General features: G+C 66.9%; 15 protein-coding genes. 3 read left to right on the forward strand and 12 right to left on the reverse strand.

What is annotated here, in order from left to right:
- From AC07OZ_RS18515 to AC07OZ_RS18545, 7 genes are all read right to left on the reverse strand, one after another.
- Positions 1 to 5,118 (reverse strand): calcium-binding protein (locus AC07OZ_RS18515; protein ID WP_495468558.1); only part of this gene is annotated, 5,118 nt, incomplete at its 3' end.
- Positions 5,119 to 5,121: 3 nt separating this feature from the next.
- Positions 5,122 to 5,646, reverse strand: a complete 525-nt coding sequence (locus tag AC07OZ_RS18520) for a hypothetical protein (RefSeq protein WP_495468559.1) — start codon at positions 5,644 to 5,646, stop codon at positions 5,122 to 5,124.
- 1 nt (position 5,647) lies between these two features.
- A complete protein-coding gene (locus tag AC07OZ_RS18525) occupies positions 5,648 to 7,117 on the reverse strand; it encodes an HlyD family type I secretion periplasmic adaptor subunit (RefSeq protein ID WP_495468560.1) in 1,470 nt (489 codons plus the stop codon).
- Positions 7,114 to 9,330 carry a type I secretion system permease/ATPase gene (locus AC07OZ_RS18530; protein ID WP_495468561.1) on the reverse strand — a complete coding sequence of 739 codons (2,217 nt, stop codon included), beginning with the start codon at positions 9,328 to 9,330 and terminating at the stop codon, positions 7,114 to 7,116. The genes AC07OZ_RS18525 and AC07OZ_RS18530 overlap by 4 nt, the downstream gene beginning before the upstream one ends.
- A 691-nt stretch (positions 9,331 to 10,021) precedes the next feature.
- Entirely contained in the window at positions 10,022 to 11,491 is a 1,470-nt protein-coding gene (locus tag AC07OZ_RS18535; protein ID WP_495468562.1) for a sensor histidine kinase, read from the reverse strand.
- The gene (locus tag AC07OZ_RS18540) at positions 11,463 to 12,146 is read right to left on the reverse strand and encodes a response regulator transcription factor (RefSeq protein WP_495468563.1); all 684 of its coding nucleotides are present in this window, start codon (positions 12,144 to 12,146) and stop codon (positions 11,463 to 11,465) included. The genes AC07OZ_RS18535 and AC07OZ_RS18540 overlap by 29 nt, the downstream gene beginning before the upstream one ends.
- 56 nt (positions 12,147 to 12,202) lie before the next feature.
- Positions 12,203 to 12,865 (reverse strand): hypothetical protein, encoded by a 663-nt coding sequence (locus AC07OZ_RS18545; RefSeq protein ID WP_495468564.1) that lies wholly within the window; start codon positions 12,863 to 12,865, stop codon positions 12,203 to 12,205.
- 388 nt (positions 12,866 to 13,253) lie between these two features.
- Here AC07OZ_RS18545 and AC07OZ_RS18550 point away from each other — a divergent pair, with 388 nt between their 5' ends.
- Positions 13,254 to 15,521, forward strand: coding sequence for a S8 family serine peptidase (locus AC07OZ_RS18550; protein ID WP_495468565.1), 2,268 nt, complete (start codon positions 13,254 to 13,256; stop codon positions 15,519 to 15,521).
- Positions 15,522 to 15,624: 103 nt separating this feature from the next.
- Here AC07OZ_RS18550 and AC07OZ_RS18555 read toward each other — a convergent pair whose 3' ends face one another.
- From AC07OZ_RS18555 to AC07OZ_RS18570, 4 genes are read right to left on the reverse strand one after another with little or no spacing between them, the layout of a single operon-like run.
- Positions 15,625 to 16,791, reverse strand: a complete 1,167-nt coding sequence (locus tag AC07OZ_RS18555; protein ID WP_495468566.1) for a sensor histidine kinase — start codon at positions 16,789 to 16,791, stop codon at positions 15,625 to 15,627.
- Entirely contained in the window at positions 16,788 to 17,507 is a 720-nt protein-coding gene (locus AC07OZ_RS18560) for a response regulator transcription factor (protein ID WP_495468567.1), read from the reverse strand. Before AC07OZ_RS18560 ends, AC07OZ_RS18555 begins: the two co-directional genes overlap by 4 nt.
- On the reverse strand, positions 17,485 to 17,808 hold the full coding sequence (locus AC07OZ_RS18565; RefSeq protein WP_495468568.1) for a 4Fe-4S binding protein: 324 nt from the start codon (positions 17,806 to 17,808) through the stop codon (positions 17,485 to 17,487). The genes AC07OZ_RS18560 and AC07OZ_RS18565 overlap by 23 nt, the downstream gene beginning before the upstream one ends.
- Entirely contained in the window at positions 17,808 to 18,539 is a 732-nt protein-coding gene (locus tag AC07OZ_RS18570; RefSeq protein WP_495468569.1) for a hypothetical protein, read from the reverse strand. The genes AC07OZ_RS18565 and AC07OZ_RS18570 overlap by 1 nt, the downstream gene beginning before the upstream one ends.
- Positions 18,540 to 18,918: 379 nt before the next feature.
- Between AC07OZ_RS18570 and AC07OZ_RS18575 the strand changes: the two genes are divergently transcribed.
- Positions 18,919 to 21,777: a valine--tRNA ligase gene (locus AC07OZ_RS18575; protein WP_495468570.1), complete on the forward strand. Its 2,859-nt coding sequence runs from the start codon at positions 18,919 to 18,921 to the stop codon at positions 21,775 to 21,777.
- Here the strand turns inward: AC07OZ_RS18575 and AC07OZ_RS18580 are convergent.
- Positions 21,719 to 22,693 carry an NAD(P)-dependent oxidoreductase gene (locus AC07OZ_RS18580; RefSeq protein WP_495468571.1) on the reverse strand — a complete coding sequence of 325 codons (975 nt, stop codon included), beginning with the start codon at positions 22,691 to 22,693 and terminating at the stop codon, positions 21,719 to 21,721. The genes AC07OZ_RS18575 and AC07OZ_RS18580 overlap by 59 nt on opposite strands.
- Positions 22,694 to 22,777: 84 nt before the next feature.
- Between AC07OZ_RS18580 and galU the strand changes: the two genes are divergently transcribed.
- Positions 22,778 to 23,647 carry a UTP--glucose-1-phosphate uridylyltransferase GalU gene (galU, locus tag AC07OZ_RS18585; protein ID WP_495468572.1) on the forward strand — a complete coding sequence of 290 codons (870 nt, stop codon included), beginning with the start codon at positions 22,778 to 22,780 and terminating at the stop codon, positions 23,645 to 23,647.
- The last annotated feature ends 76 nt before the right edge of the window (positions 23,648 to 23,723 follow it).

Here is a 23,723-nt window from a genome sequence, read left to right on the forward strand (position 1 = left end):
CTGCAACACGTCCAGTCGGTTGGCGCGGCTGTCGTAGTCGCCGCTCAGGTAGTCCTGGCCGTCGCCCTTGCCGAACAGGATCACGTCATCGCCGTCGCCGCCGGTGAGGGTGTCGTTGCCAGCACCGCCGTCCAGCGTGTCGTTGCCCGCGTCGCCCGCCAAGTTGTCGGTGCCGTCACCGCCGAACAACTGGTCGTTGCCCCCGGCGCCACGCAAGGTATCGTTCCCGGCGCGCCCATCGATCACGTCCGCGCCGTTGGTGCCGGTGATATTGTCTGCCCCCGATGTTCCCCCCGAGAGGGCTGCCAAGATCTGGGTGATATTCCAGACGGTGCCATTGGCGAACCGCACCTGCTGCACCGGGTTGTACGCGCTGCGCGGATCGTCGTTGTTGAAGAACGAGCCGATCGTGATCTTGTCGGTCGTGCCGGCGATACTCAACACCAGGTTCGAGCTTTCGCGCGTGGTGATGATCTCGTCCGGCGAGACACCCGCCTTGAACTGCAGGGTGTCCAGTCGATTGGCGCGGGTGTCGTAGTCGCCGCTCAGGTAGTCCTGGCCGTCACCCTTGCCGAACAGGATCACGTCATCGCCGTCGCCGCCGCTGAGGGTGTCGTTGCCTGCGCCGCCATCCAGCGTGTCGTTGCCGGCATTGCCCGACAGGCTGTCGATGCCGTCGCCGCCGTTGATCACGTCGTTGCCGTCATACCCACTGATCGTGTCGTTGCCTGACTGGCCGTTGATCACGTCCGCGGCGACTGTCCCACCGATCTGGTCATTGCCTGCAGTGCCCCCGAAGTAGCGCGCCAGGATGTCGTCGACGGACCAGATCGTGCCGTCGGCGAACCGCACCTGCTGCACCGGGTTGTACGCGCTGCGCGGATCATCGTTGTAGAAGAAGGACCCGATCGTGATCTTGTCGGTCGTGCCGGCGATGCTCAACACCAGGTTCGAGCTTTCGCGCGTGGCGACGATCTCGCTGGCGCTGACGCCCGCCTTGAACTGCAACACGTCCAGTCGGTTGGCGCGGCTGTCGTAGTCGCCGCTCAGGTAGTCCTGGCCGTCGCCCTTGCCGAACAAGATCACGTCATCGCCGTCGCCGCCGGTCAACGAGTCGTTGCCCGCGCCGCCGTCCAGCGTGTCGTTGCCCGCATTGCCCGACAGGTTGTCGGCGCCGTCCCCGCCGTTGATCACGTCATTGCCGGCATAACCGCTGATCGTGTCGTTGCCAGCTTGGCCATTGATCACGTCGCCGACATTGGTGCCGCCGATCTGATCGTTGCCCGCAGTGCCCCCGAAGTAGCGCGCCAGGATGTCGTCGACGGACCAGGTCGTGCCGTCGGCAAACCGCACCTGCTGCACCGGGTTGTACGCGCTGCGCGGATCGTCGTTGTTGAAGAACGAGCCGATCGTGATCTTGTCGGCCGTGCCGGCGATGCTCAACACCAGGCTCGAGCTTTCGCGCGCGGCGACGATCTCGCTGGCGCTCACGCCCGCCTTGAACTGCAGCACGTCCTGTCGATTGACACGGTTGTCGTAGTCGCCGCTCAGATAGTCCTGGCCGTCGCCCTTGCCGAACAGGATCACGTCATCGCCGTCACCGCCGGTGAGCGAATCGCTGCCCGCGCCGCCATCCAGCACGTCGTTGCCCGCGTTGCCCGACAGGTTGTCGTTGCCGTCTCCACCGTTGATCACGTCGTTGCCGGCGTAACCGCTGATCGTGTCGTTGCCGGCTTGGCCATTGATCACGTCGCCGACATTGGTGCCGCCGATCTGATCGTTGCCCGCAGTGCCCGCGAAGTAGCGCGACAGGATGTCGTCGACGGACCAGGTCGTGCCGTCGGCAAACCGCACCTGCTGCACCGGGTTGTACGCGCTGCGCGGATCGTCGTTGTTGAAGAAGGACCCGATCGTGATCTTGTCAGTCGTGCCGGCGATGCTCAACACCAGGCTCGAGCTTTCGCGCGTGGCGACGATCTCGCCGGCGCTCACGCCCGCCTTGAACTGCAACACGTCCAGTCGATTGGCACGGTTGTCGTAGTCGCCGCTCAGATAGTCCTGGCCATCGCCCTTGCCGAACAGGATCACGTCATCGCCGTCGCCGCCGGTGAGATTGTCGTTGCCAACGCCACCGTCCAGCGTGTCGTCGCCGGCGTTGCCCGACAGGTTGTCGTTGCCGTCTCCACCGTTGATCACGTCGTTGCCGGCGTAACCGCTGATCGTGTCGTTGCCGGCTTGGCCGCTGATCACATCTGCGGCTTTCGTACCGCCGATCTGGTCATCCCCAGCAGTACCGGCGAAATAGACCTGGAGGATCTTGGCGAGATCCCACACGGAGCCGTCAGCAAAGTTGATCTGCTGGAGTGGGTTGTAGACGCCATTCGGATCGTCGCTCTCGAAGAACGCGCCCACGGTGACCTGGTCACTCGTTCCGGCGATGCCGACGATGAGACTTGATCCGGAGCGACGCAGCGTGACATCCGAAGCCACGACGCCGGGCTTGAAGGAAAGTCGGTTGTTGCGGGTCGTGCTGGTATCGTATTCAGACTCGAGGTAGTCCTGGCCATCGCCGCGGCCGAACTTGTAGACGTCGTTGCCCGCGCCACCTCGCAGCGAGTCGTTGCCGGCGCCGCCATCGAGCACGTCATCGCCCGCGTCGCCGTTGAGGGCGTCATTCCCCGCGCCGCCATAGAGGCGGTCGTTTCCGTCACCACCGTAAAGAACGTCGTTGCCCTCCCCGCCATCGATGTGGTCGTGGCCAGCGCCTGCATTGAAAGTGGCACCTGTTGCGTTGCCGAGATAGATGTCGGCAGCCGCAGTCCCTTGGACAGCAGTGGACGACACGATGCTCAGTTCGTTCAGCCTACCTCGCAGGGCCGAGTCGGCCGGCAGGCCATCGATCCAGGTACGCAGAGTCGTCATCGCCGGGTAGTTGGCCGAGGCGAGCGCTTCCGCGCTGTGACGCAGCAAATCCGTCAGATCTCCCAATCCATCCCAGGCGTTCGACTGGAACTTCGCTTCGAGGCTCGCGGCAAGTTTCGTGCTGTCGAGCCGGATGCCCGACTCGTCGAACAACACCTCGATCGATTCGAGGTAAGGCTTCAATCTCGTCTGCATGACGAGCGCCGCGTAGACGCTGTCGGTCAGTGCGCCATAGGCCTGATCGATGGACGCGATCTGCAGCGCGGAAAGGTTCAACGGCACCCAGATCGTCGGCGGCTCGCTGATCGCTCCACCGCCCCCGCTTCCACCGCTGCTGCCGCCACCCGAGGGGACAGGCTTCGGCCGGGTTTCCACCGAATCGATGAAGCGGGCGCCGTTGAAGACTTCCAGGACGGAGATGCGCCGCATTAACTCGATGCCTGCCGCGTTCAGGACGGAATTCGGCCGCTCGGTTCCCTGCACGTAGAACTCGGTCGGCAGGCGGAACTCGGCCACGAGATAGGTGCGCTTGTTGGGCTCGGAGGCGACGATGTGAATGCGCTCCTGTCCATTGCCGAGGTCCTGGGTCGACTCCTCCAGATAGCGGAATGCGCTGGAGTGCAGCAGGCGGCCCGTGGAGGCCGCCCATTGTTCGACCACATGATCGATATCACCGCGCTGCTGATCACGCGTGGACATCGCGGCGAATTCCGACACGGCCGACTGAAGCGCCGTGCCGCCTTCCGTCTGAAGGCTCATCGCTTCGCGAAGGTCGCGCACCCAGCCACTGCCACCCATTCCGGCCGAGCCCTTCGACGCGTCGGTCAGCGGAATCGCGTCGTTGAAGGTGCGGTAGAACGGGTTGTTGACGAGATCCAGGTTGTTGGCGGTCGAGACGCTGACCGTTCCGGCGGAGGTGTCGACGCCGTTGGCGCGGTGGACGACGGCCGTCCCGGTCACGGTATTGCCGTTCGCCTGCTGCGTGTTGCCGCTGGTCGCATTCAGCGAGATCCCCGTGATGCCCTTGTCAGCCAACGAGAACAACTCATTGGCCTGACTGATGCCATCCTGATTCAGGTCTTGCCAGATCCGGACCTGGGTGAATGCTTCGTCGCTGGCGTTGAATTCACCGTCCAGGTTCGAGTCGACGCTGGCCAGCGCCTGGAAGCCCGTTGCCGCACCGTGAAGGATCTGCGACCCATCGGGATTGGTCGTGGTCCATCGGGTGTCGACGCCGAAGAGTTCCCGGCCGCTGTCGATCACGCCGTTGCCGTTGCGGTCCAGGACCAGCCAGCCATCGTCAGGGGCGACCCAACCCGTGGCGGTCTTGACGCCATCGGCGTCGTGGTCGAACAGGACCCGGGTGTTTCCATCGACGCCGACGGTTTCAATGCCGTCGCCGTCCAAATCGATGGCCAGCGGATCGCGGCGGGGGGGACGCATCGCATCGCGATAAGAACTGTTCGAGGTGGGATCGATCCCTTCATAAGGATCGCCAAGCACCTTGTCGTAGAACCATTCCCAGAATGGTTTTTGATAGTCGGCGAAGTGCTCTTGCAGAATAGGCTTAACCCAATTGTCCCATGCCGCTTTTGCCACTAGCGCCACTCCGACGCCCACAGCCGCAGCAGCGACTCCGGCCGCCACGGCGCCAAGGCCAATAGCAGCAGCAGCGGCGGCAGCTGCAGCGGTAACAATGCCTGCTGTCACTATGCCTACGAGCGCCATCGCCGACTCTCCGGCAACTTCTCCAACGGGCTTATTTTTGGCAATTGCGCTCAACGTGTCGGCCGCCCCAATAATTGCCCCAGCCGCTTTCGTGGCTGCAGTGGCATTAGCGGCAAGCGCAGAGGCTTCGCCTGCCGATTTTAAGGCATTGGACGCCGTAGTTAGTTCGTGTTTTACCTTGTCGATGTTCTGGAGCATCTGGGTATCGAACTTCGTTCGATCTACGGCGTCCAGATTTGCATAGGCCTGTGCCGTGATGCTATCCATATTGGACAAGGTTTGCTTCAAGGCATCGGCCGCGCTTATGGCCTGTCGCCCCTTCGCGCTCAGCATCTCCGCCAACCCATCGAAATATTTTTCGCTGCCTTTGAACGCGTTTTCGATCAACGCTTTGTATGCCTCCTTGAACGACTCTTTGACCGCTTCTTCATCCCATTGAGTTGGAGGGTTCGGGTTAGTGTTAGACATGAATTAATCCTTCCTTATTTTGCAAAAAACCCCAAATAGCCCAACGGCAATAATGCCCAAAGCTATAGCCAGCGGTGTGGTTGTCGGTATGTGAGCAAAAATTGCGTAAACAAATTTTCCATGCGCATACCAATTAACGAGAAAATAGATGCCACCACCAAATCTGCAATATGCCACCACAATTGCAGCCAAGCAAATTCCAAAAGCAATCCGTGCCAAGCTGAACCCAAGCGAGTCCGGACTATGTCCCGCACGAATATTTGCAAGCAGCTCGTCAATAGTGACTTTTATCGGCCATGGACAAGTAGCGAGCGCCACAGCGTGATAAAACAGTACCCATTCCATTGAATTAAGCCTAATACCCCCAACCTCTGCCGCCCTCCAATCCTTCAGCCAGTCCAATCCAATTGACCAATCGCTTACTATCTTGGCTGCCGTGCCATCGTCGAAAAAACTGATGACACCTAAAGCAATGAAGTATCCAATCCATTGTGGAAAACTATTTCGCCTAGGTGGAACAACTGTCATGTCAACGCTCCTGCATGCTTTCGTCAAGGTGCCGCCTGATGGGATCAAATAGATATCGGATAACCCTGCGTTTTCCCGTCTTCACCTCGGCCGATACATTCATGCCTGGCCCGAGTCGGACCTGTTTCCCGTCGACATCGATGACGCCTTTCCCCAGCACCAGCGTCACCGGGAAGATCGCCCCACGTTTCTCGTCGTTGACCGCGTCCGCGCTCACGCTCTTCACCGACGCCGGCACCGTGCCGTAGCGCGTGAACGGGAAGGTCTCGAGCTTGATCTCCGCCTCCTGCCCCGCGCGGACGAAACCGATGTCCTTGTTCTCGAGCACGACCTCTGCGGTCACCTCGGCCTCATCGGGCACGAGGACAAGCAGCACCTGCGCCTCGGTCACGACGCCGCCCGCCGTGTGCACCGCGAGCTGCTGCACCGTGCCGTCCACCGGCGCGGTCAGCTTCGTCAGCTGATTGCGCTTGTTGGCCTTCGCGCCTTCCTCTGCGAGCTGCTTGAGCTTCAGGTCCGCCTGTGCTTCGCGGTCGCGCAGCGTCCTCAGCGTCTCCGCCTTGAACGAGGCCGTCGATCCGCGCGACTCCGCCAGCGCTGCCTGCGACTCGCGCTGGCGCGCGATGGCCGTGCCGAGGTCCTTCTCCTGCTCGATCCGCTCCCGCGTCCGGTCCTGTCCCGCATGGCCCGCCACGAAGCCCTGGTCGCTCAGCGCCTTGTAGTCGCGCTCGCGCTGCTGCGCCATCGGCACCGTGCTCTGCAGCTTCTCGACCACCTGCTTGGCCGTCGCGATCTCCGCGTCGCGTCGCTCCAGCTCCGCCTGCAGCTTCGCCAGCTTCGCGGAAATGTCCGCCCACTCGCTCTGCAGCTGGAAGCGCGCGCTGTCCGCGTCCTCGCGCGGCATCGACTTCATCGACGCCTCCGCCAGCTGCGGCGAGCCCCTGCCTGTCAACGCCTGCAGCAACGCGCGCGATCGCAGGACCTCCGACAGCGCCGCCACGCGCTCCTTGTCGACGCGGTGGCTGTCCGCCTCCGTCATCGTCGAGTCCAGCGCGATCAGCAACTGCCCCGCCTTCACCTTGTCCCCGTCCTTGACGAAGACCTCGCGCACGACGCTGGTCTCCAGCGGCTGGATGGTCTTGCTGCGGTCGCTGACGATGATCCGTCCCTCCGCCACGGCCACGATGTCGATCTGTCCAAGGATGGCCCACAGCAATGCGATCACGAACAGCGCGCAGATGGCGATCGCCATGCGACGCGGCGCCGGGTGCGGCGGTGTTTCCTGCAGTTCCAGCGCAGCGGGCATGAATGCCCGCTCGTCGGCCATGCGGCGCGGACCGGCGAGCTCCTCGCGCCGTTCCCAGGCGGCCTTGAAGATCGCCGAATACCGGGACAGCAACTCGCGCGCCGGATGGCGGGGCATCTCCGCGGCTTCGTCAGCCACTGCGCGCCGGATCCCTTCGGCGCTCATTCCGAGCCTCCTTCGCCCTGCATGCGCCACAGATGCGCATAGAGCCCTTGCGGCTTGGCGATCAGCTCGTCATGGCTGCCCATCTCCGCGATGCGGCCTTTCTCCATCGCGATGATCCGGTGGGCATGGCGCACCGCGCTCAGGCGGTGCGCGATGATGAACACCGTCCGCCCCTGGCAGATCGCCCGCATGTTCTTCTGGATGATGGCCTCGCTCTCGTAGTCGAGCGCGCTGGTCGCTTCGTCGAAGATCAGCACGCGCGGTTGACCGAACAGCGCCCGCGCGATCGCGATGCGCTGCCGCTGTCCGCCCGACAGACCCGCCCCCTGCTCGCCCACCACCGTGTCGTAGCCCTCGGGCAGCTCGGCGATGAAGTCGTGGGCGCCGGCAAGCTTCGCCGCATGCATCACCGCCTCAATCGGCGCGGCCGGATCGGCGATGGCGATGTTCTCCCGTACCGAGCGGTTGAACAGCATGTTCTCCTGCAACACCACGCCGACTTGGCGGCGCAACTGCGTCGCGTCGGCCATCGCGATGTCCTGACCGTCGACCAGCACGCGGCCCGATTCCGGCACGTACAGCCGCTGCAGAAGCTTGGTCAGTGTGCTCTTGCCCGAGCCGCTGCGGCCCACGATGCCGATGACTTCGCCCGCCTGCACCGACAGGTCCACGCCGTGCAGCACCGGCTGCGCGTCGGGCCGGTAGCGGAAGGTGACGTTCTCCAGCGTCACGTCGCCGCGCACGCGCGGCATCGCGCCGGTGCTCTGCGATCGCAGCTCGGTGCGAGTGTTCAGCACGTCGCCCAGCCGCGCCATCGAGATGCCCGTCTGCTGGAAGTCCGTCCACATCTGCGCGATGCGCATGATCGGCTGCGCGACGCGGCCGGCAAACATGTTGAAGGCGATGAACTGGCCCACGCTCAGGTCGCCCTGCATCACCAGGCGGGCGCCCCACCACAGCGTGGCGGCATTCACCAGCTTGCCGATCAGGTTGATGCCCTCGTTGCCGTATTGCGCCAGCGTCTGCGTCCGGAACGACGCCGAGACATACGCCGCCAACTGCTCGTCCCACTTGCGCGCCATCTGCGGCTCCAGCGCGCTGGCCTTGACCGTCTGGATGCCGGTCACTGTCTCGACGAGCAGGCTCTGGTTCTCCGCGCCGCGCGCGAACTTCTCATTGAGCCGCCCGCGCAGCACCGGCACGATGGACAGACTCAGGATCAGGTACAGCGGCAGCGAGATCAGCACGATCAGCGTCAGCGTTGCGCTGTAGCTGAACATCACCGCGATGAAGATCACCGAGAACAGCACGTCCAGCACCAGCGTCAGCGCGTTGCCGGTCAGGAACTGGCGGATGTTCTCGAGCTCGCGCACGCGCGCCACCGAGTCCCCGACACGCCGCGCCTGGAAGTAGGCCAGCGGCAGGCTCAGCAGATGCTGGAACAGCCGCGAGCCGAGCTCCACGTCGATGCGGCTGGTCGTGTGGCTGAAGACGTAGGAGCGCAGGATGTTGAGCGCGCTCTCGAACACCATGATCACGACCAGCCCGATCACCAGCACGTCCAGCGTGGTGAGGCCGCGGTGCACCAGCACCTTGTCCATCACGACCTGGAAGAACAGCGGGCTGACCAGCGCGAACAGCTGCAGGAACAGCGAGATCGTCAGCACCTCGCCCAGCAGGCGGCGGTGTTTGACGATGCTCGGGATGAACCAGGAGAAGTCGAACTTGGCGAGATCTCCGGCGAGACTCGCGCGGCTGGTGACGAGGATCAGTTCGCCGGTCCATTCGGCGGCGAAGGTCTCGACCGGCTCGATCGTGGGGCGCGCGGAGGCTTCATCGCCGGTCGGGTCCATGAACAGCACCCGCTTGCCGTCGCATTGCGCCAACACCACGGTGCGGCCGTCCCGCAGCGTCGCGAGCGCGGGCAGCGCGGTCAGGCTCAGCCGGTCGATCGTCGTCTTCGAGCGCTTGGCCTTGAGTCCCAACCGCTTGGCGGCGAGAAGCAGGTCCTGCGTCGTCGGGGCATCGCTTGCGCCGAGGCCGAGGCTGTGCCGCAGCGACGGCGCATCGGCCGCCACGTGATGCATGCGGGCCACGATGCACAACGCGCGCAAGGCGCCATCGCGATCCACCGTCGACGTACCGCCGTCGGCACCATTTCCGACCGCCAATGCGGCAGCCGAGCCGGACGCGTCTTGGAGCGCGTCCGCCATTCCCTGATTTGAGGCCATGCCTGTGGTCGCACTAACGGCGACTCATTCCTTTGTGCTGCGGCGGCGATTGTGCTGACGCCATCTTCACGCCGCGTATCCCACCTTGGAGGGGGAGACAAATCGGCGACTTCCGGCAAGTCGAAGTCGCCCGCGATACAGGCGTTCCTCCTCCGACAAGCTCGTGACTGTATTCACGAACCACACCCCAGGCGACAGGCAAAGACGAAGATCCACTTCGAGATTTTCTGAAGATAGGTGTCTGCGAATCCCCCTTTCCGGCCAACGTCTTTCCAGCAAAGGATGACGTTACGACACCTCGTCATGTCGTGCGAGACACTTCGAGACTCGCTCATGCAGGTCCATGGCGAGTCGCTTCAGCCAGAGAGTCCACATGCAGGCGCGACTGGCGGCCCGGACGACTTTCAGCCTTGCAGCGGACAGGGACCGGCGCTTTTGAGCGACGTCGCCACGGACCATCCGATCGATCCATCCGGCGCCTTGACCTGCACGGCGCCCGCGTCGCAGGTCCGGCGTCCGATCACGATCAGGTCCGACTCGCGGACGATCATCCGGGGCACGGCGCCTGGATGGCCCGTGGCCACGGCAGTCGCATCCTGCTCGGTACTGAAGATGGAGACGGCGTCGGCCGTCGGCGTCCAGTCGTCCTCGGGCGGCAGACTCTGGCAGGCAGTCAGGCAGAAGAAGACCGCAAGGGTCGTCGCGCTTCTGACGACAAGGGATCGGTGACGGGGCTGCATGTCGCCAGGATAGCGGCTGCCGCCCCTCCGGCCGCCTCCGCCATGTCACATCTCACCTCCAGCCCCGGTCCCGGCGCCCGCCGATGCGCGCTCAGCCGCCAGCCGTGCGCGGACGCGATCTCGGTGCAGATCGCCAGGCCCAGGCCCGCGCCCTGCTCCCGCCGATCAGCACCGCGCCAGAAGCGCTCGAAGATGCGAGGCAGGTCTTTCTCCGCCACGCCCTTGCCCTGGTCCGAGACGGAAAAGCCCTCAGGTCCCGCCATCAGCGTGACCACGCTCTCCGGCGGACTGTGCTGGATCGCGTTCTCCAGCAGGTTCTTCAGCAGCGTGAAGAGCGCCCCGCGATCGGCGCGCCACGAACGCAACGACGGACTCACGTGCAGGCCGAGGGTCACGTCGTGCCTCTCCGCCACGCGCTCCATGAACTCGAAGACCTCGCGCAGCGCCGGCGTCGGATCGATCGCCTCGACGCGGTAGTTGCGCTGCTCGCTGGCCTCCGCCAGCAACAGCAACTGCTGCACCTGACGCGCGACGCGATCAACGTCGTCCAGCACCTGGTCGCGCCACGGGCCCTCGTCCGCCAGCTCCACCTGCGCGCGGATCAGCGCCAGCGGCGTCTTCAGCTCGTGCGCGGCATTCGACAGGAACTCCTGCTGCGTCCTGAAGCCGCCTTGCAACCGGTCCAGCGCCGCGTTGAAAGCCTCGATCAAGGGCCGCAGTTCCCGCGGCTGCCCCGCCGCGGGCAGGCGGTCGGCCAGCGTGCGAGGTTCGATGCGGCGCGCGGCGCTGGAGGCTTCACGCACCGGCTGCAACGCCTGGCGAAGCGCCACATGGATCGTGATCAGGAACACCAGCACGAAGGTCGCGCCGAGTGCGATCACCCCCTGCCGGAACACGTCGAAGCCGATCGATTCCCGCATCTGCAGCACCAGGCGATCGGTCACGGCGAACTGGATGTACCAGCGCCGCCCGGCATGGTCGTAGGGCACGGTCGCCGCATGCATCGCCACGCCGTTGCGGTGGAAGGTGAAGGACTGGCGCCGCGGCTCGAAGGGCTTCCAGTCCGGCGAGAACGTGGTCTTCAGACCGTCGGGGGAGAAGGCGACGCGACCCTCGCGGTCAGCCACGCGCAGCATGACCTCGTTGCGCAGGCTGTCGAACAGCCAGGGCTCGATGGCCTTCTCGTTGATGCCGACCGGCCAGCCGTCGGCGTCGAAGCGCAGGTTGCGCGCGAGCGCCTCTCCGTTGTCCTCGATCTGGTCGCGCAGCACCCACGCCGTGAACGGCTCCCACAGCACCATGGAGGCCACGCCCACCAGCACCGCGCTGAGCACCATGCTGGCGCCCAGCACCGCCAGCACGCGGTTGCGCAGGCTATTCGGCCACCGGATCCTGAAGCGCATAGCCGTGGTTCCTGAGGTTGACGATGCGCAACTCCGAGCCGATCGAGCTCAGCTTCTTGCGCAGGCGATGCAGCGCGACGTCGAGCGCGTTCGGGGTCACGGCCTCGGACAAGCCCCAGGCCGCCGCCTCCAGCGCCGCGCGCCGGACCGTGCGCCCCTGCTGCTGCACCAGCGCGATCGCGATCTGCAGCTCCGCCGGCGCCAGCGCCACCGAGACCTCGCCGCGCACCAGCAGCGCTTCCTCGATCACGACCTCGATGTCGCCGAAGACCGCCCGCGGCGGCCGCACCGCGACCGGGCGGCGCATCAGCGCCCGCACGCGCGCCACGAGCTCTTCCATCGGGAAGGGTTTGGCGAGGTAGTCGTCGGCGCCGGACTCCAGCCCGTCAATGCGGTCATGCAAGGCGTCGCGCGCCGTGAGCATGAGGCATGGCGTGCCCTGATGCGCGGCACGCAGGCGCTTGACCAGCGACAGGCCGTCGCCGTCCGGCAGCCCCCGGTCGATCACCAGCGCCGCGTAACCGACGTCGCGATGCGCGACCCAGGCAGGCTCCATCGCGTGGAAGACGTCGGTCGGAATGCCGGCGGCCTGCAGGGCCTGACGGATCAGGCCGGCCAGGCGGACATGATCCTCGACCAGGGCAATTCGGTTCATGGGCGGTGGAAAGGCGGAAGCGCCGATGTTAAAGGCGCATCCTCCGCCGCGACGACTTACCCGCGGCTTACCGGGGCCGTCTCGCTCACCGGCTCGTGGTACTGCACCACCGCCACGCCGTCGCGGATCGCCTGCTCGTAGACGCCGAGCATGCCCAGCGCCTCGCGCAGGTCGTCTCGGATCGCCGCCGCGGCCACGACCGCCTCGTCATCGTTGCACAGCGCGCCTTCCTCGTCGTCGCGCTTGAGGCGGCAGACCAGTTCGGCGATGACCGCGGCGTGCTCGATGCGATCGCGCAGCGTCTTCATCGCCAGGCCGACCGTGATGTCGCGGCGCGGCACGAAGTACTCGACGCTGCCCGGCGCGAAGCGGCTCAGCGACGGGTACATGCGCGATTGGTAGAGGAAGGCCTCGAACTCCTCGCCGTTCAGACGCAGCAGCGGGCGGAGCTCCAGCAGGCGGCGCTGCATGAACAGCGTCTTCGCGGAACGCGGCGCCGGAGCCGCGGCCGCCGAGGACGCCGACAGCGGCGGCACGGGCGGTCCGCCGCGGCCGGATCCCGCATCGAGGGCCTCGGCGGCGAGGACGGCGCCGGGATCCTCGTCGAGCTCGTCGTCGAGGCTGGCATGGAAGGTCGCCGGGCCGCGGAAGCGGGCCGCGGCGGCGGCGTGGCCGGACGCACCGGCGTGAAAGAAGGACGTGGGGGACATCGGGGACATGGACAACTCCAGTCGGATCGGATCAATTCATAAACATCACCTTCGTCGGATGACATGGACCGCGCCTGACGACGCGGGAGAGGCATCTTCCCGGCGACATCCGCAAGACCTGGCACGAAAAGATCAATGAAATCGATTCGATGAAATCATTGGCATCGGCGCCACACGGGTTCTCGCAGGGGGACCCACCTGTGTCGGTAGGTGCATCGCCAGATCCCACTCGCATGAGTGGGTGAGCCGTCCCGCGCGATCGGCATCCCAACATTGAAGGGTGAACTCCGGCCCCGGGAGGTCCACACTTCATCCTTCGACGTGGCGCTCCTGCTCGCCGATCGGGCCCACCGGCCAAGATGACCCATCGGGCCGACCGCCCGCGAGGAGTTCCGCCATGACGATGCTCAAGGTCTTTGCGACGCCCGCCGACGTCGCCGCCATCGCGCCCGACGCGCGCGTGGTCGAGCGCTATCCCGCATTCGTGCTCGTCGACGCCGAAGGCGACGAGATGGCGCGCCTCGTTCGCCAGTTCCCGGTCGAGGACATGTCCGACCACTACCAGCTCGAGCTCGGCGGCGGCGCGACCGATCCGGCGGCGCGCACCGCGAAGTCGCGCTCGCTGGGCACCAAGGCCGCCGCGCTGCTGCCGGGCGCCCACCACTACGTCGTCCAGTTCATCGGGCCGGTCAAGCAGCCCTGGCTGGCGAAACTGCGCGCCGCAGGCGGCACGCTGCGTCAGCCGATGAGCGGCTTCGCCTACGTGGTCAAGGCGGATGAGGCCGCGATCGCGGCCATCGAGGCCTTGCCGATGGTGCGCTGGGTCGGACATCTGCCTCACTCGGACCGTGTGGCGCCGGCGCTGGCCGCGCCTGCCGGCGCGCCGGAACTGCCGCGTCGCCGCGTCGTTCCGGACCTGCTGGTCGTGGAGATCTTCGATGCCGCCGACCTCGGCGCGATCGAGCGCGCCGCGCGTGAACTGGGCTTCACCGTGGTGTCGTCCAATGCACGCGCCCGCGTGCTCAAGCTGCGCTTCGAGGCCGACGGCACCGCCAAGCGGCAGCGCGACCAGGTGCGCGCGCTGTCCGCCGTGCACGGCGTGCGCTACATCCGCGAGCGCGTGGTGCCGCGAACCTCCAACAACGTGGCGACGACGCTGATGGGCAACGCCTTCTCGGCCATCCAGGCCAGCGGGCTCAAGCTGACCGGCAAGGGCGAGACCGTCGCCGTCTGCGACACCGGTCTGGATACCGGCGATCCGGCGACCATCCATCCCGACTTCGCCGGCCGCATCGCCGCGATCAAGAGCTATCCCGTCACGCCCGACTGGCAGGTCTACGCGACGAACGCCGGTGCCGACGACGGCCCGGCGGACCTCGACTCCGGCCATGGCACGCACGTCGCGGGCTCGGTGCTCGGGAACGGCAGTGCGTCGGCCACGCTCGCCAAGCCGATCCGCGGACACGCGCCGCAGGCCAAGCTCGTCTTCCAGGCGATCGAGCAGCAGATGCGATGGAAGCCGAGCGCCCCGGCCCAGCTGCGGAGCGCCCGTTTCCTGCTGGCCGGCCTGCCGTCGGATCTCTCCGGCCTGTTCCAGTTCGCCTACGACAAGGGCGCGCGGATCCACTCCAACTCGTGGGGCGGCGGCGACCCCGGCGACTACGACGAGCAATGCAGCCAGTTCGACGCCTTCGTCTGGAAGCGCAAGGACATGTGCTTCGTGATCGCGGCCGGCAACGACGGCACCGACTCGGACGGCGACGGCCAGATCAACGCGGGCAGCGTGACCTCGCCCGGCACCGCGAAGAACTGCATCACCGTCGGCGCGAGCGAGAACCTGCGGCCCGAGTTCGACGCGGACCGCTACGGCGTGTGGTGGCCGGACGATTTCCCGGTCGCGCCCTACAAGGCCGATCCGATGGCCAACAGCGCCGACCAGGTGGCGGCGTTCTCCAGCCGCGGCCCGACGCTGGACGGCCGCATCAAACCCGACGTGGTGGCGCCGGGCACCTTCATCCTGTCGACGCGCTCGACGCAACTGGCGGCCAACAACTTCGCGTGGGCCGCCTTCCCGAAGAGCAAGCTCTACTTCCACATGGGCGGGACCAGCATGGCCACGCCGCTGACCTCGGGCGCGCTGGCGCTGCTGCGCGAGTTCCTGCGCACGAAGCGCAACATCGCCGCACCGCGGGCCGCGCTGCTGAAGGCGCTGTTGATCGCCGGCGCGCGCCGCCTGCCAAAGACCGCACCTGCGGGCACCCTGCTGGACAACCACCAGGGCCACGGCGCCGTGAACCTGGACCGGTCGACGAAGACCGTCCTGCTCACGATCGACGGCAAGGGCCTGAGCAGCGGCCAGCTCGTGAACCAGGCCCTGAAGGTGACCCGCGCCAGCCGCACGCTGCGGGTGGTGATGGCCTACTCGGACTTCCCCGGCAAGGGCCTGATCAACAACCTGAACCTGGTGGTCACCGCGCCGGACGGCACGCGCCACGTCGGCAACCTCGCGGCGACCGCAGGCGGCGCGATGGCGATGGACACGCGCAACAACGTCGAGGTCGTGCAGGTGGCCAAGGCCGCCAAAGGCGCGTGGACCGTCACGGTGATCGCCTCCAACGTGGTGCAGGGACCGCAGGACTACGCGATCGCGGCCGTGCTGGTCTGAGCACACCCGTCCGGGCACGCCGGCCCGAAAATGCCGGTCATCGGACTTCCGGGGACCTCGCAGGGAAACCTCAGGACCCTCGCAGGGAAGCCTCCAGGCCCTTTCAAGGGAATCTCACCACGGCCTCGAACCCCGGCTGCGCGTTGCGCAGCTCCAGCCGGCTGCCATGCGCCTCGGCGACGAGCCGGCACAGCGACAGGCCCAGGCCCACGCCGCCCTCGCTGCGCGCGCGCGCCTCGTCCGGCCGGAAGAAGGGCTGGCCGAGTTGCGGCAATGCCTCGGGCGGCACGCCTGGTCCGTGATCGCGCACGGTGAGCTTCACGCCGTCGCCATGGCGCTCGACGCTCACCATCACCGGCCCGGCGTCGGGATCGTTGTGCCGCAGCGCGTTGTGGACGAGGTTCCTCAACAGCAGCTGCACCCGCATGCGATCGATCTTCAGCACGGGCAGGTCGCGGTCCACACGCAGCGCGATGCCCGGCTGGTCCTGCTCCCGCGCCAGCACGCCGAGATCGCAGTCGCTCACCTGCAGCGCGCGGTGGCCGCTGCCCAGGCGCTCGCTCTCCAGCAGCGCGGAGATCAGTTCGCGCATCTGCCCGAGCTCGTCCAGCAACGCCTCCTTCGAGGCGCCCTCGTCGACCAGTTCCGCATGCAGCCGCGCGCGCGTCAACGGGCTTCTCAACTCGTGGCTGATCGCCAGCAGCAGCGCGCGCTTGCCGTCGAGCATCGCCTGGATGTCCTCGGCCATCTGGTTGAAGCGGTGCGCGAGGTCGCCGATCTCGTCGCGGTGGTAGATGGGAACGCGATGTTCGAGATCGCCCCGCCCGAACGCTTCCGCCCCCGCCGCCAGCTCGCGCAGCGGCCCCACCAGGTGCCGGATGCCGCCATAGGCAAGACCTGTCACCAGCAACAGCAGCGGCACCGCCCACAGCAGGCCGTAGTCGACCTGCATGGCCGCCCACAGGATGCCTGTCCCGGCGCAGGCCAGCACGACGAAGATCGCGATCAGCCGCGCGCCCAGCGAGTGCTTGAACTGCGCGTGATGCCGATGCCAGCGCTGGTGCCAGCGGTTGCGCGCCCGCATGTGCCAGCGCCAGCCGCGCTCGCGCGGGAACGGGATGCCCTTGGCCTCCATCTCCGCCCAGCGGCGCATCTTCTCCAGCTTGTGCGCCCGCCGCATCTGCCGCGCGCGGCGCCGCCATTCCTCGCGGTGCGCGTGGCGATGGCGCGGATCGTTCCAATGGTCGTAGGGATGGCGCGGATCGGTCATGCGCCCCCCTCGCCCGCCGTGCCCGCCGCCGGAAGCGCGAAGCAGTAGCCTGCATTGCGCAAGGTCTTGAGCGCCTCCAGAGGCTCGAGCTTGCGGCGCATCCGGCTCACCAGGATGTCGACGGCCCGGGTGAACAGATCGGCCTCCTGGCCGCGCAGCCGGTTCAGGATCTCGTCGCGAGAGAACACCCGGCCCGGCTCGCGCGCCAGCATCAGCAGCAGTTCGTATTCGGTGCTGGTCAACTCCACGGGGCCCGCCGCCACCGTCACGACACGGCGCGCGGTGTCGATGTCCAGGCCCGCGAAGCGCAGCAGCGTCGCCGGCGCGGCCGCAGCCGGCGCCAGGCGCGTGCGGCGCAGGATCGTCTGCAGCCGCGCCGCGAGCTCCCGCGGCTCGAAGGGCTTGGACAGGTAGTCGTCCGCGCCAAGCTCCAGGCCGACCACGCGATCGGTCAGGTCGCCGCGCGCGGTCAGCATCAGGATGGGGATCTCGCGCCAGGGCTCGGTCCCGCCGCGCACGCGTTTGCAGAACGCGAACCCATCCATCTCGGGCAGCATGCCGTCCAGGATCAGCGCGTCGAAGCGTTCCTCGGCCAGACGCGCGAGCGCGGCGCTCGGCCGCGTCACGGCGCTCAGGTCGAAGTCGAAGCGCGCCAGGTAGTTCGCCAGCGGCGCGGCCAGCGCCTCGTCGTCGTCAATCAGCAGCAATCGATGCATCGTGGCGCCCATTGTGGCCGTGCCGGACCAGCGTGATCGCCCGCTCGGGACAGGCCTTGACGCAATGGCCGCAGGCGCGGCACACATCGGCGTTCGGCGTGAACGCCTGCTGCCAGCCGTGCGCGTAGCCGCGCAGCTTGCCGAACAGGCTCAGCTCCTTGCGCCGGTCCACCGGCAGCGTGCCGACGGAGAAGACACCGTACGGGCAGACCTCGACGCAATCGCCCTTGCCTTCGCAGCGGTTGCGGTCGATGACCGGCCGCAGCAGCCCCGGGGGCTGCCGGCAGTCGCGGCTGTCCATCAGAGGCTCCGGTCGTCGGTGCCGTCGCGACCGTCGCGGCGGTCCCGGCCGTTGCGCGCGTCGCGGTCCTCCCCCCGGCCCGCGCGGCGGCGCAGCCGTCGCAGCACGAAGCGCAGCATCTGCTGCTGATCGAAGTCCAGGGCGTCGAAGAAGTCGCCGAAGGCGGCCACCAGCGCCGGACCGGTCGCGCGCAGCGCCTCGATCTGGCCATCGAAGAGTTCCTGCGCCTCGTCGCGGCGGAAGTTCTCGGTGTCGACGAGCCGGGCGACCTCAGGACCGCGCGCCAGCGCCTTGACCGCGCGCCGCGCCGTGGCCAACTGCCCGATCAGGTGCTCCAGCAGCTCGACCTGGCTGTCGCTCAGGTCCAGAAAGGCGCGGGCCCGGGCTTGCAGCCTCTCGCCGCGGCCGGCGTGGTGGGCATCGGATCCCAGGCCCCCGCCGAAGCCGTCCCACCCATGACCGCCGTGGTGACCATGGCGACCGTGGTGGCCGTGGCGACCGTATCGGGGTCCATGCCCGCCTCCATGCCGCCCGCCATGCCCGTGTCCAAGACCGCCCCACCCCCAGGGGAAGCCGCCGAAACCGCCGAAGCGGTACCAGGGTCCGGTGACGGGCAGCGGGCCGTAGAAGCCATCGTCACACACAGGGCCGACAGGACCGAAACGGCCATCGTGGTCGAAGTGAGCGTGCTGACGTTCATGGTGGTGGCTCCAGCGTCGAAACAGATGCATGTTGCAATTCCTCGGTAAAGCCCGGGTGTCCGGGCGGTGAATCCATGTCGCCATGATTCCCATGCCCCCTCGCCAGGGCATCTCACCGCGGTATCGCTGTTTTTCGTTTTGTATCGCCGTTGCCCTGTCCGAGGGAATGCCTCCAAGGGGGGTACTGGGCGAAACGCAGAGAAAAACGGCGTCCCTGCTGACACGACGCGTCAGGGAGTCGGGATTCGACATCTCCCTCTCCGGACGGAGCGCATCCCTCTCTGGGGTGTCCCCCGTCTGCGGCCGCCCGACAGGGGCGTCGCGGGGTCCCGCCGCCCTACAATCGTCGGCTCACCTTGTCCCTCGCCCAGATGACACCGCCTTACACCGCTTCACGGCGGCGCGCCCCATGACCGAACTCGCCAAGTCCTTCGAACCCGCCTCCCTGGAAGCCCATTGGGGCCCGCTGTGGGAGGCCAAGGGCCTCTATGAGCCCTCGCTCGATCCGGCCAAGCCGTCGTTCAGCATCCAGCTGCCCCCGCCCAACGTGACGGGCACGCTGCACATGGGTCACGCGTTCAACCAGACCATCATGGACTCGTTGACGCGCTACCACCGCATGCGCGGCCACAACACGCTGTGGGTCCCCGGCACCGACCACGCCGGCATCGCCACGCAGATCGTCGTGGAGCGCCAGCTGCAGGGCCAGGGCCAGAGCCGCCACGACCTGGGCCGCAAGAACTTCGTCGCCCGCGTCTGGGAATGGAAGCAGCAGTCCGGCTCGACCATCACGCAGCAGATGCGCCGCATGGGCGACTCGGTGTCCTGGGGCCACGAGTACTTCACGATGGACGAGAAGCTCTCGCCCGTCGTGGTCGACACCTTCGTCAAGCTCTTCGACGAGGGCCTGATCTACCGCGGCAAGCGGCTGGTCAGCTGGGATCCGATCCTGAAGTCCGCCGTCTCCGACCTGGAGGTCGAGAGCGAGGAAGAGGACGGCTCGCTGTGGCACATCCGCTATCCGATGGCCGAGGGCGATGAGTCGCTGGTCGTCGCGACCACGCGTCCCGAGACCATGCTGGGCGACACCGCCGTCATGGTCCATCCGGAGGACGAGCGCTACAAGCACCTGATCGGCCGTCAGGTGAAGCTGCCCATCACGGGCCGCCTGGTGCCGGTGATCGCCGACGAGTACGTCGACAAGGAATTCGGCACCGGCGTCGTCAAGGTCACGCCGGCGCACGACACCAACGACTACCAGGTCGGCCAGCGCCACCAGCTGCCGATGCTGACGATCTTCACGCTGGACGCGACCGTCGTGGACACGATGGACGAGATCCCGGCCGAGTACCGCGGCCTGGACCGCTTCGCCGCGCGCAAGCTGATCGTCAAGGCGCTCGAGGACCAGGGCCTGCTGGTCGAGGTCAAGAAGCACAAGCTGATGGTGCCGCGCTGCACCCGCACCGGCCAGATCGTCGAGCCGATGCTGACCGACCAGTGGTTCGTGGCCACCCGCAAGCCGGGCAAGGACGGCAAGTCCATTTCGCAGAAGGCGATCGACGTCGTCGCCAGCGGCGAGGTGAAGTTCGTGCCCGAGAACTGGGTCAACACCTACAACCAGTGGATGAGCAACATCCAGGACTGGTGCATCTCGCGCCAGCTCTGGTGGGGCCATCAGATCCCCGCCTGGTACGGCAGCAACGGCGAGGTCTTCGTCGCCCATGACGAGGCCGAGGCCCAGGCCAAGGCCACGGCGGCCGGCTACACCGGCCCGCTGACGCGCGACGAGGACGTGCTGGACACCTGGTACTCGTCGGCGCTGGTGCCCTTCTCGACGCTGGGATGGCCGGCGAAGACGGTGGAGCAGGACCTCTTCCTGCCGTCGTCGGTGCTGGTGACCGGCTACGACATCATCTTCTTCTGGGTCGCCCGGATGATCATGATGACGACGCACTTCACCGGCCGGGTGCCGTTCAAGCACGTCTACATCCACGGCCTGGTGCTCGACGCGCAGGGCAAGAAGATGAGCAAGTCCGAGGGCAACGTGCTCGACCCGGTCGACCTGATCGACGGCATCGAGCTGGCCCCGCTGCTGGACAAGCGCACGCAGGGCCTGCGCAAGCCCGAGACCGCGCCCAAGGTCCGCAAGGCCACGGAGAAGGAATTCCCCGAAGGCATCCCCGGCTACGGCGCCGACGCGCTGCGCTTCACCTTCGCCGCGATGGCGACGCTGGGCCGCAGCGTCAACTTCGACAGCAAGCGCTGCGAGGGCTACCGGAACTTCTGCAACAAGCTGTGGAACGCCACGCGCTTCGTGCTGATGAACACGCAGGACCAGGACTGCGGTCTGGTGGAGCACACGAAGGAGCAATGCGCCCCCGGCGGCAGCGCCCACGGCTACCTGCAGTTCTCGCAGGCCGACCGCTGGATCGTCAGCGAGCTGCAGAAGGTCGAGCAGGCCGTCGCCCAGGGCTTCGCGGACTACCGCCTGGACCTGGTCGCCAACGCGATCTATTCGTTCGTGTGGGACGAGTACTGCGACTGGTACCTGGAGCTGGCCAAGGTGCAGCTGCAGACCGCGCAGGCGGAGGGCAACGAGGCTGCGCAGCGCGCCACGCGCCGCACGCTGATCCGCGTGCTGGAGACCATCCTGCGCCTGCTGCACCCGATCGCCCCGTTCATCACCGAGGAACTCTGGCAGACCGTCGCCCCGATCGCGGGCCGCAAGTCCACCGAGTACCTGGTCACGGCGCCCTACCCGGTGGCCCAGCCCGAGCGCATCGACCCGCAGGCCGTCGCCTGGGTCGAGCAGTTGAAGTCCGTGGTCGGCACCTGCCGCAGCCTGCGTGGCGAGATGGGCCTGAGCCCGTCCGACCGCGTGCCGCTGCTGGCCGGGGGCGACCTGTCCTTCCTGCGCGAGGCGGCGCCCGCGCTGAAGGTGCTGGCCAAACTGCAGAGCGTCGAGCTGATCGAGGACGAGGCCGCGTTCAACGCGCAGAGCGCGATGTCGCCCGTGCTGGTGCACGGCGCGGCACGCCTGGCGTTGAAGGTGGAGATCGACGTCGAAGCCGAGCGCGCCCGCATCGCCAAGGAGATCGCCCGCCTGGAAGGCGAGATCGCCAAGGCCAAGGCCAAGCTGGACAACGAAGGCTTCGTGGCGCGCGCGCCGGCGGCCGTCGTGGAGCAGGAACGTCAGCGCATCGCCGACTTCAGCGCCACCGTGGCTCGGCTAAAAGATCAGTTAGCGCGCCTGGGTGCGTCGGCCTGAACTCAGGCAGCACGGCGGGCGCGGACAGGATCTCCGAGATCCGCCGCGCCACGCTCCACGCGGCGCGCATCCGTGATTCGCGCGTCGTCGCCGCGATCCGCGGCGTGACCTGCAAGCCAGGCACGCCGTGCAGCGGACGCCCGGCTTCCATGAGGCCGGGCTCCATCAGGTCCAGCCAGGCCGCCAGCAGCCGGCCGCCTTGCAGCGCGTCCGCCAGCGCCTGTTCATCGAACAGCGCCGAGTGCGAGGTCGACACCAGCACCTGCGACGGCTTGCAGAAGTTCAGCACCCGCTCGCCGATCAGGCCGCGGTAGCGCGGGAAGTAGGCCAGTTGCACGCTGACCGCGTCGGCGGCCTGCATCAGCTCGCGCAGGCCGTAGGCTTCGATGCCCCACTGGCCCCACAACGGGTCGGCATGGTGCAAGCTGGGGTCATACCCGATCACGCGCGCACCAAACGCCGGCAGCAGCGTCGCCAGTTGGCGCGCCGACGGCGTCAGGCCGACCAGGCCGACCGTGGCGCAACCCAGTTCGCGCCCCACCCAGTTCCCATCCGCCCCTTGCACCGGTACGCGACGCAGCAGCGCGAGCAGCGCGCCGATGACGAACTCCGCTTCCGCCGAGGCCGCCGCGGTCGGCGCACGCACGACCTCGATGTTGGCGGCGCGGCAGGCTTCGAGATCGATGTTCTCCGCGCCGGCGCCGATGCGGCCCACCGCTCTCAGGCGGGGCGCGCGGCGGATCATTTCCGCATCCAGCGCGATCGAGGCGGGCAAGAAAATTGCCTGGGCCTGCGCAACATGCTCTCTCAAGGCGTGCGGCGCCTCCGCCAGATCGGGCGCGGCCTGGATGACATGGCGCTCCGCCAGCCATTCCAGGACGTCAGCCTCCAGCGGTTCCAGGACTAGCACTGCCATGAGTGGTTTGGAGAGGTTTGTTTGATTTTCTTTCAGCTGCGTCGTGCAAGAATGCCGGCGCAATTACCGTCGGAGTGTACGTAAATGGCCCTCATCAACAAGGCAATCTTCCCGGTTGCCGGACTCGGCACACGCTTTCTGCCAGCCACCAAGGCTCAGCCCAAGGAGATGCTGCCGGTGGTCGACAAGCCGCTGATCCAGTACGCGGTGGAAGAGGCCTACGCGGCAGGCATCCGTCAGATGATCTTCGTGAACGGCCGCAACAAGCGTGCCATCCCCGATCACTTCGACACCGCCTTCGAGCTCGAGACCGAACTGGAAGCCGCCGGCAAGAAGGAACTGCTGGCGATGGTCCATTCCATCAAGCCGGACGACATGGAGTGCATCTACATCCGCCAGCCCAAGGCCCTGGGCCTGGGCCACGCGGTGCTGTGCGCGCAATGCGTCGTCGTCAACGAGCCCTTCGCGGTGCTGCTGGCCGACGACCTGATGGTCGGCAAGCCGCCGGTCCTGAAGCAGATGGTGGACCAGTTCTCCGAATGGCAGGCCTCCATCCTGGCGGTCCAGGAAGTGCCGGCCGAACACACCAAGCGCTACGGCATCGTGGCCGGCGCGGCGATCAGCGACCGCCTGATGGATCTCACCCACATGGTGGAGAAGCCCGCCCCCGAGGATGCGCCTTCGCGCCTGGGCGTGGCCGGCCGCTACATCCTGACGCCGGGCGTGTTCCGCGAGATCGCGACCCAGCCGCGCGGTGTCGGCGGCGAGATCCAGCTGACCGACGGCATCGCCGCGCTGATGCGTCGCGAGAAGGTCTTCGCCTTCCGTTATGAAGGCAAGCGCTACGACTGCGGCAGCAAGGAAGGTTTCCTGCAGGCCAACGTCGAACTCGCGCTGGCTCACCCGGAACTCGGCGCCAGCTTCCGCGAGTACCTCAAGACCCTGGAAATCTGACCGCGCTGAACCCGTGCTGAAGTTCTGACAGCAGGACTTCCCGTCACTGTCCGGTCATGAAGCACGAAGGCCACGC

The sequence above is a fragment of the Roseateles sp. GW821-FHT09G03 genome (assembly GCF_059416045.1).